The following is a 15871-nucleotide window of genomic DNA, read 5'->3' as shown; positions in this document are numbered from 1 at the left end:
TTTACAATTTGGGTACCACGGTTCCGGTAGCTGTAAAAGCCACTTAGAACCCTCTCCTCTAAGGATCACGGACCATTAATGCTGGTTAATGGATCTCTTTACATATGTGGTATGAAGCAGGTGATGAGCCTTCTGGCTTCCGGGCGCTCCCAGGAAGGATGCATAGAGCTCCTTGATTGCGGGATTCTCGTGGGACTTGCGGATGGGATTGCTGGAATCAATCTCGTATAATACCTTTGCGCGCAGGCTGCGGATATCTGTGGTATTGCGCACATGCCCAGGCTGTTGAGGCTGTCCGCCCCCGTTAACACAGCCGCCGGGGCAGCCCATGATTTCGATGAAGTGATAGCTGGCTTCTCCTGACTTCACCTTTTCCAGCAATTTCTTGGCATTTCCTAGACCAGATGCTACCGCAACCTTCACATCCATACCTGCCACATTGTAGGTAGCCTCCTTGATGCCCTGAATGCCGCGAACATCCTCAAAGTCCAGCTTAGGAAGCTCCTCGCCGGTCAATGTCTCCACAGCGGTTCTCAAGGCCGCTTCCATAACGCCGCCCGTAGCGCCGAAAATAACGCCTGCGCCTGTACTAAGGCCCAGAGGCTCGTCAAACGGCTCTTCCGGAAGATTTAAGAAACGGATACCAGCTTTCTTAATCATGCGGGCCAGCTCTCTGGTAGTGATGGAAATATCCACGTCAGGTACGCCGTTGGCATCCTGGTCATCACGGCCAATCTCGAACTTTTTGGCTGTACAAGGCATTACGCTTACACTGACAATATTTTTAGGATCAATGCCTGCCTTTTTTGCGTAGTAGGATTTGGCGATTGCGCCAAACATCTGCTGAGGAGACTTGCAGGAGGACAGGTTCTCCGTCATATCAGGGAAGTAGTGCTCGCAGTATTTAACCCATCCAGGTGAACAGGAAGTAATCATAGGCAGCACGCCGCCATTTTTTACACGCTCAACGAACTCGTGGGCTTCCTCCATGATGGTTAAGTCAGCGGAGAAATTGGTATCGAAAACCTTGTCAAAGCCCAGACGGCGCAGAGCTGCCGCCATCTTGCCTTCCACATCGGTGCCGATAGGCAGGCCAAAGGCTTCTCCCAGAGCTGCACGTACGGCAGGAGCAGTCTGTACGATTACATGCTTGGCCGGATCTGCAAGGGCTGCAAAAACGTCGTCCGTGTAATCCTTTTCTGTTAATGCACCGGTAGGACATACGGCAATACATTGTCCGCAGGATACACAGGAGGTTTCTCCCAGACCCATCTCAAATGCGGAGCCTATGTCTGTTGCAAAGCCGCGGTGGTTTGCGCCGATAACACCAATGCTCTGTACATTTTCACAGACAGCCACACAGCGGCGGCAGAGGACGCATTTGCTGTTATCGCGAATCATATGGGCGGCAGAGTAGTCGATTTCTGAGGGGGTCTTTTCACCGTCGTAATATTCTTCATCGTCAACGCCAAGCTCATAAGCCAGCTCCTGAAGCTCGCAATGTCCGCTGCGGACACAGGATAAGCAGGAACGGTTATGGTTGGACAATAAAAGCTGAATTGTTTTCTTTCTGGAATCCAAAACCTTTGGGGTGTTGGTAAATACCTCCATGCCCTCCTCTGCTGGAAAAACACAGGAAGTTACCAGTTTACCGTTTTTTAATTCTACGATACAGATACGGCAGGCGCCGATTTCGTTGATTTCCTTTAAAAAGCACAGCGTAGGAATTTCAATATGGGCCAGTCTAGCTGCTTCCAGGATCGTGGAACCTTTGGGAGCGGTAACTGCAATGCCGTTTATTTTAAGATTAATTGTCTCCATTGTCTATTCTCCCTCCCTTATTTTTTGTAGATTGCGCCGAATTTACACTTTTCCATACAAGCGCCGCATTTGATACACTTGTTAAGATCGATGACGTGGGGGTTCTTAACGCTTCCAACGATAGCTCCGGCAGGACAGGTACGTGCGCATAATGTACATCCGCGGCACTTGTCACGGTCGATTACATAAGACAGAAGCGCCTTGCATACACCGGCAGGGCAGCGTTTTTCCTTTATGTGCGCTTCGTACTCATCGCGGAAGAAATGAAGGGTGGACAGTACAGGGTTTGGCGCAGTCTGTCCCAGACCGCACAGGGAGTTGGCTTTTACGTAGTTGCAGAGATCTTCCAGCTTTTCAAGATCCTGAAGCTCAGCCTGGCCTTTGGTGATTTTTTCCAGGATTTCCAGCATGCGTTTTGTACCGATACGGCAGGCTGTACACTTGCCGCAGGATTCTTCCACTGTGAACTCCAGAAAGAATTTCGCGATATCTACCATACAGTCATCCTCATCCATTACGATGAGGCCTCCAGAGCCCATCATGGAGCCGATGGAAAGCAGGTTATCATAGTCGATGGGGATGTCGAAATGCTGGGCAGGAATACATCCGCCGGAGGGACCGCCAGTCTGCGCCGCCTTAAATTTTTTCCCGTTTGGAATACCCCCGCCAATCTCCTCGATAACGGTGCGGAGGGTAGTGCCCATAGGAACCTCTACCAAGCCGGTATTGTTAATCTTGCCGCCCAGTGCGAATACCTTGGTTCCCTTGGATTTCTCAGTACCCATGGAGGCAAACCACTCAGGACCATTTAAGATGATTTGAGGAATGTTGGCGTAAGTCTCAACGTTGTTTAGAATACTTGGCTTTCCAAACAGACCTTTTTGGGCAGGGAAGGGAGGCCTTGGCCTTGGCTCGCCTCTCTTGCCCTCAATGGAGGTCATAAGGGCAGTTTCCTCACCGCAGACAAATGCTCCTGCTCCAAGACGGAGGTCAATATCAAAATCAAAGCCGGTTCCGAAAATGTCTTTTCCTAAAAGCTCCATCTCACGGGCCTGATCGATAGCGATTCTCAGACGCTCAACGGCAATGGGGTACTCTGCGCGAACATAAATGTAGCCTTGGCTAGAGCCAATCGCATAGCCTGCAATCGCCATAGCCTCCAGAAGAGCATGAGGGTCTCCCTCCAATACGGAACGATCCATAAATGCTCCGGGATCTCCCTCGTCGGCATTGCAACAGACATACTTTTGGTCTGCGTCATTCTGCTTGCAAAGCTTCCACTTTAAGCCGGTTGGGAAGCCGGCGCCGCCACGGCCCCTCAGACCTGAATCCAGCAGGATCTGAATAACCTGGTCAGGCGTCATTTCTGTTAAGACCTTACCGAGGGCCTGGTAGCCGCCTGTGCCGATATACTCCTCAATATTCTCAGGGTTAATAACGCCGCAGTTGCGAAGGGCGATGCGGTGCTGCTTCTTATAAAAAGCGGTATCGCATAAAGCCTTGATGCCGCCTCCGGGGCTTACGGTCTCCTGATAGAGAAGGCGTGTCACCACGCGGCCCTTTAAAAAGTGTTCGGCTACGATCTCAGCGATATCTTCCGGCTGTATCATGGAATAGAAGGTAGCTTCCGGATACACAATCATAATGGGTCCTAAAGCGCAGAGGCCGTGACAACCTGTCTCAACCACCGCTATTTCATCCTCCAGTCCCTGTTTTTTAATTTCATACTGCAGGGTTTCTATAATCTTTGGACTTCCAGAGGAAGTACAACCGGTACCACCGCAGACTAATACGTGTGAACGATACATGGCATTTTCCTCCTTTATTTAAGACCTTGCAGCGCCCATGGTATACTCCTCAACGGGATGGCCGCCTATTAAATGACGCTCTATGACCTCAAGGGCTTTGCCGGTATTCATTTTTACATAAGTAACTTTTTCCTTGCCAGGCTCTGCAACCTCGACAATGGGCTCGTACTGGCATAAACCGATGCAGCCGGTCTGGGTTACGGTGATTTTATCAGTCAGGCCTCGTCTCTGTATTTCCTGCGCCAGTGTATTCAGAACAGGTCTTGCGCCGGCGGCAATGCCGCAGGTAGCCATTCCCACTACAACTCGGGTATGCCTGTGGTCTTCGGCGCGAAGGTTAACCTGACTCTTCATTTTTTCTCTGATTGCCTGTAATTCAGCAAGAGTTTTCATGTGCGATTATCCTCCTTGTTATGAGCGCTCAGAGACCGAATTTGAGTCTCTTGTGCGCGAAACATGAAACTGGTACTTAGCGGTTGTCTTATGACCGCTTAGTACAGTTGCTCGTTATGAGCGCTTAGAGACCGTATTTTGGTCTCTTACGCGCGAAACATGAAACTGGTACTTAGCGGTTGTCTTATGACCGCTTAGTACAGTTGCTCGTTATGAGCGCTTAGAGACCGTATTTTGGTCTCTTACGCGCGAAACATGAAACTGGTACTTAGTGGTTGTCTTATGACCGCTTAGTACAGTTGCTCGTTATGAGCTTACGTGTGATACACGTCAGATGGCACATCCCTTTCAAATTGGGGCGCCGCCATCAGTTTCTCTTTGATTTTCTGTCAGATATTCCAGTATGTAAGCGGATATTTCCGGGCTGTTTAGGGGGATTGCTCCTATGATTTCCCGCATTTTTCGCGTATCCAGGGTAAAGGATGCTCTATTATACGTGTATGTATAGATAAAATCTGTATCAGGATGATATACGATCAGATTATGAATCGTCACGTTCATATCTCCGAGAGGTATCCGGTTGATGTGAGACAATGCAAAGACTGCTGTAACCGTGGTACCCTTCCCGTGCTCTGATTCAAGGCGGAAGCCTCCGCCGGTGCATTCCGCAGCCATCTTGAAAAACGGAACTCCCAGGCCTACCCTTCTCGTAGTTCGGGTGGTAAAAAAAGGATCGGTTACGTGGGCCGCCTGTTCGGCAGTCATTCCGCAGCCGTCATCTGCTATGACAATCGTCAGGTTGTCATGAGCGGCGTCAGCCGTCACCAGAATGGACACGACAGACGCTCCTGCCCTTATGGAGTTCTCAGCTATATCCAGTACATGAAGGGAAATTTCTGTCATCATAGGCTTAGTTGTACTTAGCTAAAATGCCCGGTATATCATCAACTGTCAGTCTGCCGTATACCTCGCTGTTAATCATCATGACGGGAGCGAGTCCGCAGGCGCCGACGCATCGACAGGAATCCAGAGAGAATTTGCCATCTGCTGTACATTCACCATTGGTGATGCCCAGCAATTCTTCCAGTTTGCTGAAGATATCACCGGAACCTTTCACGTAACATGCCGTACCGAGACAGACGGATATCTTGTATTTACCCTTTGGCTGTAAAGCGAACTGGGCATAAAATGTGGATACTCCGTAGACTTTTTCCAGCGGAATACCCATCTCGTCGGATATCATGGTCTGCACTTCGATAGGAAGATAACCATAAATGTCCTGGGCCTTTTGCATAACCGGCATCAGAGCGCCAGGCTGATCCTTAAGCTCGGCAATCACTGATTTCAGCGCTGCTTCCTGCTCAGGTGTTCCCTGAAAGGGAACGGTTTGTTTTTTGCAAGCCATCTTTTTATTTCCTCCTCATAGTTATACATTGTGCAATGTATCGATATTTTATCATGAAAATGGAAAAAAATCTACCTTTTATGTGAAAAATCTAACGATAAAAACATGTTAAAATCAAGCGTGTGTTGAAAATCGACAAAATGAATGGTATGCTGTACAAATGCAGCCCAAAGTCTGAAATGCACGGAGGGAGCCATATATCAGGGCAGGGAGGCTGACAGTGATGTGACACGGAAATTAAAGCAGACGGACATTGTCCCTGGGGCGCTCCGCAAGGGGCTCTTAACTGGGATGAAATGAATATGGCAGTCTGAAGATGAGCTGGATACGGAGGGTGAGAAATGACAGTACAGGGATTAATTGATAAGGGGATATTTCATGTTGTGAATTTGGGGAAGGGGAGGTTAAAGAAGATAACGACGCCCTTCTGCTGCGATCTTTTAAGCATTGCCATGGTTCGCGCGCCAGAAGGCTGCGCCTGGGTGACGGTTATAGGAAATATAAATACGCTGGCAGTGGCTGCTTTAACAGATGCCGCCTGCATTATACTGGCAGAGGGCGCGGTTCTGGACGAGGCTGCCAGCAAGAAGGCAGAGGAGCAGGAAATCACCGTCCTTTCCGCAGATATGCCTATTTTTGAGGCGGCCTTTAAGGTTTTTTGCCAGCTCCATGCTGAAACAGACCTATGACCTTCATATCATTCCCTCGTTAGCCTGCCAATGCAGGGTTGCTAATCAAGCCTTCTGCATGGTATGATATAGCAAGCTTGGTCCAGTGGCCGCATGCTTGACGCTACCCGCATATCAGGAAGGAACATATATGAAATTTATCCATTTATCGGATCTTCACATTGGAAAACGGGTGAATGAGTTTTCCATGCTGGAGGATCAGAAGTATATACTAAAGAAAATACTTGAAATTATAGACGAGGAAAAACCGGATGGGATTCTGATTGCAGGAGATGTATATGATAAGCAGGTGCCTGGAGCGGAGGCTGTCCAGGTATTCGACTGGTTCCTCACAAGGCTGGCAGATAGCGGGGCTTCTGTGTTTGTCATCAGCGGTAACCATGACAGCCCGGAGCGTCTGGCATTTGGCAGGCACCTTATGGAGGGAAAGAAGGTGTATCTGGCCCCGGTCTATGAAGGCTGTGTGGCGCCGGTGAGGCTGAGGGATGAGTACGGCAGTGTATTTGTTTATATGCTGCCCTTTGTGAAACCGGGCATAGTGAGAAGATGCTTTCCGGAGGAAGAGATAGAGAGCTTCGAGGATGGAGTGCGCTGTGCGGTGAGTCATATGACAGGCCGGCGCAAAGACGGGACAGATGCGGATTTTCTGGATGGGTCTGCGGCCGGACAAAGCTTTGACAGGAGCGCCAGGAATATTCTGGTGGCGCATCAGTTTGTAGCGGGCGCGTCCTGCTGTGATTCGGAGGAGCTGTCTGTCGGAGGCTTAGATCAGGTTGGCGCAGATATATTTGACGATTTTGACTATGTGGCTCTGGGGCATATTCACGGCCCTCAGCGGATCGGGCGGGAGACCGTGCGCTACTGCGGTACACCTTTAAAATATTCTTTTTCGGAGGTAACTCACAAAAAGTCGGTAACTGTAGCAGAGCTTTTCGAGAAGGGGCATGTATGCGTTAGGGTTCGTCCTCTGACGCCTCTGCGTGATATGCGGGAAATACGGGGAGCCTATGAGGAGGTAGCCGGCAGAAAATTTTATCAGGGTACTGCTGTGGACGATTTTTTACATATCACTCTCACCGACGAGGAAGATGTCCTGGATGCCATGGGCAAGCTTCGAGCCATTTATCCAAATATAATGAAGCTGGACTATGACAACCGGAGAACCAGAGAAGGAGGCGCTGCAGCTCATGTAAAGGAGGAAGGGAAGTCTCCTATGGAGCTGTTGGAAGAGCTTTACCAGCATCAGAATAACCGGCCTATGAGCCAAAAGCAGCGGGAGCTTGCAGCGGGCCTTATGGAAGAGATATGGGAGGATAAGGAGTGAGACCGACAGAGCTTACAATTTCTGCATTTGGGCCTTACGCCGGTGAGATGAGGTTAAAGCTGGAGGCCCTGGGGGATCGGGGACTGTATTTGATTACCGGCGATACAGGCGCAGGAAAGACGACTATTTTTGACGCTATAACCTTTGCGCTCTACGGAAATGCCAGCGGCGACGGCAGAAAGCCGAAGATGCTTCGCAGCAAATACGCGGCGGCTGATACAAAAACCTTTGTGGAAATGAAATTCCTCTATAACGAACAGGAGTACACCGTAAGGCGGAGTCCTGAGTATATGCGGGTCAAGCAAAGGGGAGAAGGGGAGACCAAGGAACGGAGCGACGGTGAGCTTCATATGCCGGGAGGACGCCTGGTTACAGGCGATAAAGCCGTTACTAAAGAGATAGAAGCTCTGCTGGGTCTGGACAGAGAGCAGTTTTCCCAGATAGCGATGCTGGCCCAGGGAAGCTTTTCTAAGCTTCTGTCAGGGAAAACAGAGGATCGTAGCGCCATCTTTCGGGAAATATTTAAGACCAGACCCTATCAGCAGTTCCAGGAACGACTGAAGGAGAGAGCCAGAGTCCTGTACGGACAGTACTGTGACAGCCTAAGGAGGATAGAGCAGTATATAGATGGGGTATTGACAGATGAGAGCCGGGTAGAGCTGGGGCTTCAATGGAAGGAGGCTTCTAAGGGAGACCTGGAGACAGCTCTGGGGTTTCTGAGTCAGATGATAGATGCAGATAAGGAGCAGGACAGAGCCTTAGATGGAGAAATGAAGGCCCATAGAGAGGAGTTGTCTAACCTTGGGATCGATCTTGGCAAGGCTCAGACGGAAGATGGAATTTTAACGGATATGGCTGAGACCATCCGGCGTTTAAACGAGCTGGCTCCGATAAGCAGAGAGGCAGAACTGCTGTTCCAGAAGGAGAAGGACAGGCAGCAGGAGCGGGACAAGCTCATTTCCTCAATCGCCAGGATGGAAGAGTCTCTTGAGGCCTACGGGCAGCTGGATGAGCTGATAAAGGGGGAGAGCATCTGCCGTAGGGAAACGAACCGATGGGGGAGGGAGCTGGAGGCGGCTGTTAAAGAGGAGGCTCTGTGGAGGGAGCGGCTTTTTAGATATGAGAAGGAGCTGGAGGAATTAAAGAGCTCCGGCGAGGAGCATCAGGCTGCCATTGCTGCCTGCCAGAAGCTGTCAGAGTACCGGGAGCGGGTCATGGTTCTGGGCCGGGAATTAGAGACATATAAGAGAGAGCTTGCCAGATTGAAGAAGGCCCAGGAAGCTTACCGGAGAGGAGATGAAAAACGGAGGCTTGCAGAAGGAATATATAGGGAGCTGTATCAGCGGTTTCTGGATAATCAGGCAGGCATTTTGGCAAGTGAGCTGGTGAAGGGAAGGCCCTGTCCGGTGTGTGGCTCAAAGGAGCATCCTGCCCCTGCATGCCGAAGGGAGGATGGCAAAGATATTACAAAGGAGCAGGTGGATAAGGCGGCTAAGATTGCGGAACAGGAAAGACGGACAGCAGAAGCTTTAAGCCTGGAGGCAGGAACCCTGGCCGGAAGCCTAGAAAACCAGTATGCCAGAATGAGAGAGCAGATTGACGGGGAAGTTGGCACCTGGAAGGAAAGCTGGAGGGAAAAGCTTTTAGCGGCAGAGGGGGAGAGGCAGGAGGGAGAGGCGGCCAGGGAGCGTTTCCTTGCAATCTGGGGGGAAATGCTTGAGAAGCTCAAGGTCTACCTAGAGGTTCAGGAGGGTAAGAGCCTGGAACGATTGGACTATCTTAAGAAGCAGGTGGAGCGGAAGAAGGAGCTGGAAGAAAAAAGGCTGTCTGCGCAGCATGCTGTTGAGGGGGCAGGAAGGAAGCAGCAGCAGTCCCAGGAGCGCTGCATACAGGCTAAAACCCGTCTGGAGGAACTGGGAAGGCAGATACAGGATAGGGCTGGAAGACTGCCCTATGAAAACCGAGAGGCAGCCGGGGAAGCGCTGGTCAAGCTGCGGCAGCGGCTGCGGGAGAGAGAGGAAGCTTTTAAAGCGGCCCAGGACAGATATGAAGCTGTAAATCGTATGGCGGACGGAGCCAGGGCTAAGCTGGAGGCCTTGGATAAACGTCTGGAGGCAAGGGAGGAGCCGGGAAGGACTGCTGCGTCAGAGTTAGCGGCAACAAGCTGGGAGGATGCTTGCAAAGTCAGGAACGTACGGGCCGGCTTTTGGGAGACGGACAGCAGAAGCGAGGACGATCTGGTTCGCCGGCGGGAAGCTGCGAAAGCTCGAGCGGAGCAATTAACCATTCGGCAGCAGGAGGCGAAAACGGAGTTGGAAGAGCTGGAGAAACAAAAAAACAGGGTTCACCTCCGACTGGAAACAAATCTCAGGGCAAGGGCTAATATATTAAAGCAAAAGGCTTCCATGGAGGAGCTGCAGCAGCAGTGGAGCTGGGTGAAGGGCCTTTCTGATACTGCATCGGGAGAGGTGGCAGGGAAGGAGAAGATTACACTGGAAACCTATGTGCAGATGGCTTATTTCGAGCGTATCATTGCCCGGGCCAACACCCGGTTTATGGTTATGAGCGGAGGCCAGTATGAACTGAAGCGATGCACCGAGGAGGATAACCGGGGGAAGAGCGGCCTGGGACTTAGCGTGGTCGATCACTACAACGGAACAGAGCGAAGCGTAAAAACCCTGTCCGGAGGAGAGTCCTTTCAGGCATCCCTTTCCCTTGCACTGGGGCTGTCTGATGAGATTCAGGCTCAGGCAGGAGGAATCCGTTTGGACGCCATGTTTGTGGATGAGGGCTTTGGCTCTCTGGATGAGGATGCCTTGAATCTGGCTATCAAGGCATTGGATGATTTGGCGGAAGGCAGGCGTCTGGTAGGAATCATTTCCCACGTGTCGGAGCTTAAGACGCGGATTGAGCGTCAGATTGTAGTGGTGAAGGAGCGAAACGGAGGCAGCCGGGCTGGTATTCAGCTTTCGTAGCGGTTAAAGGAGCAGCTGTAATGGAGAGGGATAACAGGCTTTTAGAGTAAGGATGACAGGAGAGAACAGTATGCTGGAGCAGATGCTTAAGACTGCGGTCATGGAGGAGAGCCTGATCGCGGGGCAGGAATTTTCAGATGAGATAGTAACAGACCAGATTGTGGGAAGGGTTGAGCTGGATACGGTAGTATTTCACAGGTGCAGGCTTTCAAAGTGCGATTTTTCAGGCGCGTCCTTCTGCAATGTAACCTTTGATAATTGTGATTTTTCCAACTGCACGTTTTCTGATAATTACTGGAAGAATACGAACGTCAGAGAGTGTAAGGCAGAGGGAAGCCAGTTTTCAAATTCATCCTTTAAGTGGGTAACGCTTGGGAACTGTCAGTTCAATTATGCCAACTTTTCAATGGCCTGCTGGGAGTTTTGCGAAATTACCGGCTGTCATATCAGGGAAGCCTTTATGTCTCAGATGAAGCTTAAAAAGACTATATTTTCAAAGTCGGATTTATCAGGGACTGATTTTTTCAAAACTGCTTTGAAGGGGTTGGATTTGTCTGATTGTACCATTGAGGGGATACTGGTTTCGGATCAGTTTAAGGAGCTGGCCGGAGTAAAGGTAAATCTCTTTCAGGCAGCGGAGCTGGCAAAGCTGATGGGCGTGAAAATCCTGTAAACATAAATTTTCAGTTTCGGAACCCAACAAAATAAAGATTAAGGAGGCACATATGCTGGAACAGTCAACCATAAACACGTTTCTTAAAGCATTATCATCCAGGGAGCCGGTGCCTGGAGGCGGAGGCGCTTCAGCTTTGGCAGGAGCTTTGGGCAATGCTCTGGGGCAGATGGTGGCCAATTTGACCATTGGAAAGAAAAAGTACGCCCAGGTGGAAGGGCAGGTGCAGGAGCTTCTTGTACAGATGGAGGGGCTTCAGGAGCAGTTTTTGTATCTGGCGGACAGAGATGCGCAGGTTTTTGCGCCCCTGGCCCGCTGCTACGGCCTGCCCTCATTTACAGAGGAGGAAAGGGCCTACAAGGACAAAGTAATGGAGGAATGTCTGGTGGCCGCAAGCCTGGTTCCCCTGGAGATTATGGAAAAGGCAGTAGAAATGCTGGGAATGTTGGATTTCCTTGCAGAGAAGGGAAGCCGTCTGGCTGTCAGCGATGTGGGCGTAGGAGTCCAGTTTATCAGAACCGCCATTTTGGGTGCTGTGATGAATGTGTATATCAATACCAGTTCCATGAGGAATAGGGAGAAGGCAGAGGAACTAAATCAGGAGGCCAGAGAGCTGACGGAGGATGGGACCAGGCGGGCTGATGCTATTTACGAAAAGGTGCTGACACAGCTGAAATAGAGGGAAGGAGACTAGAAAAACCATGAGAATCTTGAAGGGCGCAGATGCTTCTGCGGCGATAAAAATACAGGTTGCAGAGGGACTGGAAAGGTTGAAGGGGAAGGTTCCTAAGCTGGGGATTATCCGAGTGGGGGAGAGGGCTGATGACAAATCCTATGAGCGGGGGGCCGTCAAGCGGATGGAGAGCTTCGGCCTGAGAGTTCAGTCTTATGTATACCCAGAGAAGATCAGCCATGAGGATTTTGAGAAAGAATTCAGAACGATAAATGAAGATCCGGATGTGGCAGGCATCCTTCTTTTGCGTCCCCTTCCTGGGCAGATCTCGGAAAAGCAGATTGAAAATATGATTGACCCCGCAAAGGATTTGGACGGCATTTCACCGGCTAATATCGCTAAGGTATTCGCAGGCGACAGCACCGGCTTTGCTCCCTGTACGGCTGAGGCTGTGGTGGAGATGCTGAAGGCTGCCGGCATTTCCATATCAGGAAAGAGAATCACCATCGTAGGGCGAAGCATGGTAGTAGGGCGTCCCTTGTCAATGCTCCTTTTACAGGAAAATGCCACTGTCACGATCTGCCACACTAGAACCCGGGAGCTGGCAGGCGCCTGCCGCAGCGCTGAGATTCTGGTAGCGGCAGCCGGAAAGGCTGGAATGATAGACCAAAGCTTTGTGGGAAAGGATGCGGTGGTCATTGATGTGGGAATCAATGTGGATGAGAAGGGGAGACTTTGCGGAGATGTGGACTTCGACTCTATAACAGAAATTGCTTCCATGGCTACTCCGGTACCTGGTGGCGTCGGAGCAGTTACCACAGCGGTTCTGGCGAAGCATCTGGTAAGAGCCGCAGGTTTGGCCCAGAAAGTATAAAATGGCTAAAAAAGATAAAAACAAGGGAAATTCCCTGATTTTCCTCTTGCTAAAAAGAAAAAATGATTTATAATATTAAACGTTAAGGTTTTTATAGTTATGCATTTTTGTGCATAAAGAAAAGAGGAGAGTAATTATGAAAAAGAGAGTTTTAGCAGTGACCATGGCGGCTCTTATGGCAGCTTCCCTGACTGCCTGCGGCGGCGCTTCCAATGTAACTACGGCGGCGGTTTCAGATACAGTTGCGGCAGACAAGACTGAAGCAGCTGATGGAACAACTGGGGCAGAGGCTGATAAGTCCAGTACGGAGGCAACAGGCGGCAAGCTGGTTATGGCAACCAACGCAGAGTTTCCACCCTATGAGTTTCATGACGGAGATAAGATTGTAGGCATTGATGTGGAGATCGCCCAGGCTATTGCCGGCGAGCTGGGGATGGAGCTGGAGATCGAGGACATTGCCTTTGATTCCATTATTCCTGAGCTTGTATCAGGAAAGGCTGATATGGGACTGGCGGGTATAACGGTAACAGATGAGCGCAAGCAGAATGTGGATTTCTCTGATACCTATGCGGCAGCCTCCCAGAAGATTATCGTTAAAGAGGACAGCAAACTTGCCGGCCCTGACGAGCTGGCAGGTGTGATTGTTGGCGTACAGCTAGGAACAACTGGCGATATCTATGTGTCGGATCTGGAGGCAGAGGGAACCACCGTAGAGCGCTACAATAAGGGCTTTGAGGCTGTTCAGGCATTGAGTCAGGGCAAGATTGACGCGGTGGTTATCGACGGAGAGCCTGCCAAGACCTTTGTTTCCCAGATTGAAGGACTGAAGATTCTGGAAGAGTCCTTTACAGATGAGGAGTATGCCATTGCGGTTAAGAAGGGAAATACTGAGCTTCTGGATAAGATTAATGCTGCATTAAAGACTCTGAGGGAAAACGGAACCTTGGATGAGATAGTAGCAAAATACATCACAGCAGAATAATTCAGTAAATGTGACTGCCACAGGCTGAGATTGGGAAAGGCAATGTTCCAGGAGGCCTGAGGCAGTTTTTTAGTACTTACAGTTTGGCTGGATTCCAAAGTCTTGGTTTAAACTGCAAGCACGTTATGAAGAAACGATTAGTAAGAAAGGGCAGAGGATGATAAGCATGTGGAAAACCTTTACGGATGCGTTTTACCTCAACTTTATGGATGATAACCGCTGGCGGTATCTGACCGAGGGCTTTAAGACAACCTTAATAATTACATTTTTTGCCTGCCTGATGGGCATTGTACTGGGCTTTGTAGTGGGTATGATCCGCTCTACGTATGAGAAAACCGGGAAATTGAAGGTGTTGAACGCTATCTGTAAAGTGTATCTTACAGTTATCCGCGGCACACCCGTACTGGTACAGCTTCTGATCATTTACTTTGTCGTATTTGGAAGCGCCAGAATTGACAAGGTGTTTGTGGCTGTTTTGGCCTTTGGAATTAATTCGGGCGCTTATGTGGCAGAAATATTCCGAAGTGGGATTATGTCCATTGATCCGGGGCAGATGGAGGCAGGGCGAAGTCTGGGCTTTAACTATATTCAGACTATGTGGTATATTATTATGCCCCAGGCGTTCAAGACAGTCCTTCCCACCCTGTGCAATGAGTTTATCTCTCTGCTGAAGGAAACTTCTGTATCCGGGTATATTGCGATTCAGGACTTGACAAAGGGAGGAGATATTATCCGAAGCAGGACATACAGCGCCTTTATGCCTTTGATTGCAGTTGCACTTATTTATCTTATAATCGTAATGATATTTACAAAGCTGATTCAGATTCTGGAGAGGAGGCTGAGACAGAATGAGCGCTGATGTGAAGAAGGAGACCCTGATCCGGGTTCAGAATCTTGGGAAAAGCTTTGGCCATATCCATGTATTAAAAGGAATTAATGTGGATATTAATAAGGGTGATGTAGTATTTGTAGTAGGGCCTTCCGGCTCTGGAAAAAGCACCTTCCTTCGCTGCTTAAACCGTTTGGAGGAGCCCACTGAGGGTCATATATTTTTTGAGGGAACAGATATTACCGATTCTAAAACAGATATTGACAAACACCGCCAGAAAATGGGGATGGTGTTTCAGCAGTTTAACCTGTTTCCTCATATGGATATTATGAAGAACCTGACCATTGCTCCTATGAAGCTCCAGGGAAAGCCTCAAAGGGAGGCTGAAAAGGAAGCTATAACCCTTTTGGAGCGTGTAGGACTGGCTGACAGGGCCCATGCATATCCAAGCCAGCTTTCTGGAGGACAGAAGCAGCGTATTGCCATTGTCAGAGCCCTGTGCATGAAGCCTGACGTGATGCTCTTTGACGAGCCAACCTCTGCTCTGGATCCGGAGATGGTTGGAGAGGTACTGGGGGTTATGCGTGATCTGGCAAAGGAAAAAATGACTATGGTGGTGGTTACCCATGAGATGGGCTTTGCAAAGGAGGTTGCTACCCGGGTTATGTTTATGGATGATGGATATTTTTTGGAGGAGGCGCCGCCAGAGGAATTTTTTGGAAAGCCCAAGAATGAGCGTTTGAAATTATTCCTCAGCAAAGTGCTGTAGGTGGAGCAGGAGAGTGTCCCAGATGTCGCTTTAGACTCAATGACCTTTGGGACACTCTTTTGCTGTAACGTGATTAGCTGGTAAAGATAAAACAGTATGTGGGAACAGATTATAGATTGGGAAAATTCCTGTAGGCAGTTTCATCTGGTGGTTCCGGTCGGAATTTCTTTAGTAATTGTGAAAGACGCTCCAGGCAGCAGGTCAGATCATATAGCTCCTCCTTGGAAAACGAGGTAAGCCCTGTTACAGTGCAGTCCAGCATAGCCTGTTTCAGCTGGTGCATAATGGCAGATCCAGAGGGGGTTATGTATAAATGTACCTGACGGCGATTTACGGAATCGTGTTGGCGCTTCACCAGGCCCTTGCTTTCTAGGCCATTGACAAGTTTGGTTAGCTGCTGTTTAGGGATATCCAATTCTTTGGCCAGCTCCGACATAGTGGGCGCTTGGGTATCTGGCTGATTGAGACGCACCATAGCATGGAACGCTACTGTATTGGCTTTGATCTGATTATGCTGCTGGTAGCTTGCCTTTATCAGATTGAAAAAACGGATAGTAAAGCTTAAAAATTGTTCTCCTGCACTTTGGCAGTCATCAGAGTATTGGCTCATAGGTTCTAACCTCCCTTTGACTTCTTATGTTTTGTTGTATCATAAT

At 49.6% G+C, this 15871-nt stretch carries 16 protein-coding genes; 9 read left to right on the top strand and 7 right to left on the bottom strand.

Annotated elements, in window-relative coordinates; genetic code table 11:
• Positions 1–75: 75 nt before the first annotated feature.
• The 6 genes from FYJ39_RS05660 to FYJ39_RS21475 form a co-directional block, all read right to left on the bottom strand.
• Complete coding sequence (locus tag FYJ39_RS05660) at positions 76–1821, bottom strand: NADH-dependent [FeFe] hydrogenase, group A6 (RefSeq protein WP_154471547.1); 1746 nt, start codon at positions 1819–1821, stop codon at positions 76–78.
• Positions 1822–1838: 17 nt separating this feature from the next.
• On the bottom strand, positions 1839–3629 hold the full coding sequence (nuoF, locus tag FYJ39_RS05655) for an NADH-quinone oxidoreductase subunit NuoF (RefSeq protein WP_154471545.1): 1791 nt from the start codon (positions 3627–3629) through the stop codon (positions 1839–1841).
• A gap of 18 nt (positions 3630–3647) precedes the next feature.
• Positions 3648–4022, bottom strand: a complete 375-nt coding sequence (locus FYJ39_RS05650; RefSeq protein WP_154471543.1) for a (2Fe-2S) ferredoxin domain-containing protein — start codon at positions 4020–4022, stop codon at positions 3648–3650.
• A gap of 348 nt (positions 4023–4370) precedes the next feature.
• Complete coding sequence (locus FYJ39_RS05645; protein ID WP_154471541.1) at positions 4371–4928, bottom strand: ATP-binding protein; 558 nt, start codon at positions 4926–4928, stop codon at positions 4371–4373.
• A 4-nt stretch (positions 4929–4932) separates the two neighbouring features.
• Positions 4933–5427 carry an NADH-quinone oxidoreductase subunit NuoE family protein gene (locus tag FYJ39_RS05640; protein ID WP_154471539.1) on the bottom strand — a complete coding sequence of 165 codons (495 nt, stop codon included), beginning with the start codon at positions 5425–5427 and terminating at the stop codon, positions 4933–4935.
• Positions 5428–5709: 282 nt separating this feature from the next.
• The gene (locus FYJ39_RS21475) at positions 5710–5895 is read right to left on the bottom strand and encodes a prepilin peptidase (RefSeq protein ID WP_154471684.1); all 186 of its coding nucleotides are present in this window, start codon (positions 5893–5895) and stop codon (positions 5710–5712) included.
• Between FYJ39_RS21475 and FYJ39_RS20820 the strand changes: the two genes are divergently transcribed.
• From FYJ39_RS20820 to FYJ39_RS05595, 9 genes are all read left to right on the top strand, one after another.
• Complete coding sequence (locus FYJ39_RS20820; protein ID WP_353847331.1) at positions 5811–6116, top strand: hypothetical protein; 306 nt, start codon at positions 5811–5813, stop codon at positions 6114–6116. The genes FYJ39_RS21475 and FYJ39_RS20820 overlap by 85 nt on opposite strands.
• A gap of 130 nt (positions 6117–6246) precedes the next feature.
• Positions 6247–7440, top strand: coding sequence for an exonuclease SbcCD subunit D (locus tag FYJ39_RS05630; protein ID WP_154471537.1), 1194 nt, complete (start codon positions 6247–6249; stop codon positions 7438–7440).
• Positions 7437–10415, top strand: a complete 2979-nt coding sequence (locus FYJ39_RS21355) for an AAA family ATPase (protein ID WP_287846895.1) — start codon at positions 7437–7439, stop codon at positions 10413–10415. Before FYJ39_RS05630 ends, FYJ39_RS21355 begins: the two co-directional genes overlap by 4 nt.
• A 70-nt stretch (positions 10416–10485) precedes the next feature.
• Entirely contained in the window at positions 10486–11088 is a 603-nt protein-coding gene (locus FYJ39_RS05620; protein WP_154471535.1) for a pentapeptide repeat-containing protein, read from the top strand.
• Between the two features lie 52 nt (positions 11089–11140).
• Positions 11141–11767 (top strand): cyclodeaminase/cyclohydrolase family protein, encoded by a 627-nt coding sequence (locus FYJ39_RS05615; protein WP_154471533.1) that lies wholly within the window; start codon positions 11141–11143, stop codon positions 11765–11767.
• A gap of 22 nt (positions 11768–11789) precedes the next feature.
• Entirely contained in the window at positions 11790–12635 is an 846-nt protein-coding gene (locus FYJ39_RS05610; RefSeq protein WP_154471531.1) for a bifunctional 5,10-methylenetetrahydrofolate dehydrogenase/5,10-methenyltetrahydrofolate cyclohydrolase, read from the top strand.
• A 136-nt stretch (positions 12636–12771) separates the two neighbouring features.
• On the top strand, positions 12772–13617 hold the full coding sequence (locus FYJ39_RS05605) for a basic amino acid ABC transporter substrate-binding protein (protein WP_154471529.1): 846 nt from the start codon (positions 12772–12774) through the stop codon (positions 13615–13617).
• 166 nt (positions 13618–13783) lie between these two features.
• The gene (locus FYJ39_RS05600) at positions 13784–14476 is read left to right on the top strand and encodes an amino acid ABC transporter permease (RefSeq protein WP_154471527.1); all 693 of its coding nucleotides are present in this window, start codon (positions 13784–13786) and stop codon (positions 14474–14476) included.
• A 16-nt stretch (positions 14477–14492) separates the two neighbouring features.
• A complete protein-coding gene (locus FYJ39_RS05595) occupies positions 14493–15215 on the top strand; it encodes an amino acid ABC transporter ATP-binding protein (RefSeq protein WP_195840391.1) in 723 nt (240 codons plus the stop codon).
• Positions 15216–15324: 109 nt separating this feature from the next.
• On the opposite strand, the gene FYJ39_RS05590 is transcribed toward FYJ39_RS05595, so the two are convergent.
• Complete coding sequence (locus FYJ39_RS05590; RefSeq protein WP_154471525.1) at positions 15325–15825, bottom strand: MarR family winged helix-turn-helix transcriptional regulator; 501 nt, start codon at positions 15823–15825, stop codon at positions 15325–15327.
• Between the last annotated feature and the right edge of the window lie 46 nt (positions 15826–15871).

Origin of the sequence: Clostridium porci (assembly GCF_009696375.1) — a bacterium.
Taxonomy (GTDB): domain Bacteria; phylum Bacillota; class Clostridia; order Lachnospirales; family Lachnospiraceae; genus Enterocloster; species Enterocloster porci.
Note: the sequence above shows the minus strand (reverse complement) of the source record. Positions and strands in the feature narration are given on the sequence as shown.

Coding starts and splice junctions, on each gene's coding strand:
- FYJ39_RS05660 (WP_154471547.1), bottom strand. CDS start 1,821: ATGGAGACAATTAATCTTAAAATAAACGGCATTGCAGTTACCGCTCCC.
- nuoF (WP_154471545.1), bottom strand. CDS start 3,629: ATGTATCGTTCACACGTATTAGTCTGCGGTGGTACCGGTTGTACTTCC.
- FYJ39_RS05650 (WP_154471543.1), bottom strand. CDS start 4,022: ATGAAAACTCTTGCTGAATTACAGGCAATCAGAGAAAAAATGAAGAGT.
- FYJ39_RS05645 (WP_154471541.1), bottom strand. CDS start 4,928: ATGATGACAGAAATTTCCCTTCATGTACTGGATATAGCTGAGAACTCC.
- FYJ39_RS05640 (WP_154471539.1), bottom strand. CDS start 5,427: ATGGCTTGCAAAAAACAAACCGTTCCCTTTCAGGGAACACCTGAGCAG.
- FYJ39_RS05630 (WP_154471537.1), top strand. CDS start 6,247: ATGAAATTTATCCATTTATCGGATCTTCACATTGGAAAACGGGTGAAT.
- FYJ39_RS05620 (WP_154471535.1), top strand. CDS start 10,486: ATGCTGGAGCAGATGCTTAAGACTGCGGTCATGGAGGAGAGCCTGATC.
- FYJ39_RS05615 (WP_154471533.1), top strand. CDS start 11,141: ATGCTGGAACAGTCAACCATAAACACGTTTCTTAAAGCATTATCATCC.
- FYJ39_RS05610 (WP_154471531.1), top strand. CDS start 11,790: ATGAGAATCTTGAAGGGCGCAGATGCTTCTGCGGCGATAAAAATACAG.
- FYJ39_RS05605 (WP_154471529.1), top strand. CDS start 12,772: ATGAAAAAGAGAGTTTTAGCAGTGACCATGGCGGCTCTTATGGCAGCT.
- FYJ39_RS05600 (WP_154471527.1), top strand. CDS start 13,784: ATGTGGAAAACCTTTACGGATGCGTTTTACCTCAACTTTATGGATGAT.
- FYJ39_RS05590 (WP_154471525.1), bottom strand. CDS start 15,825: ATGAGCCAATACTCTGATGACTGCCAAAGTGCAGGAGAACAATTTTTA.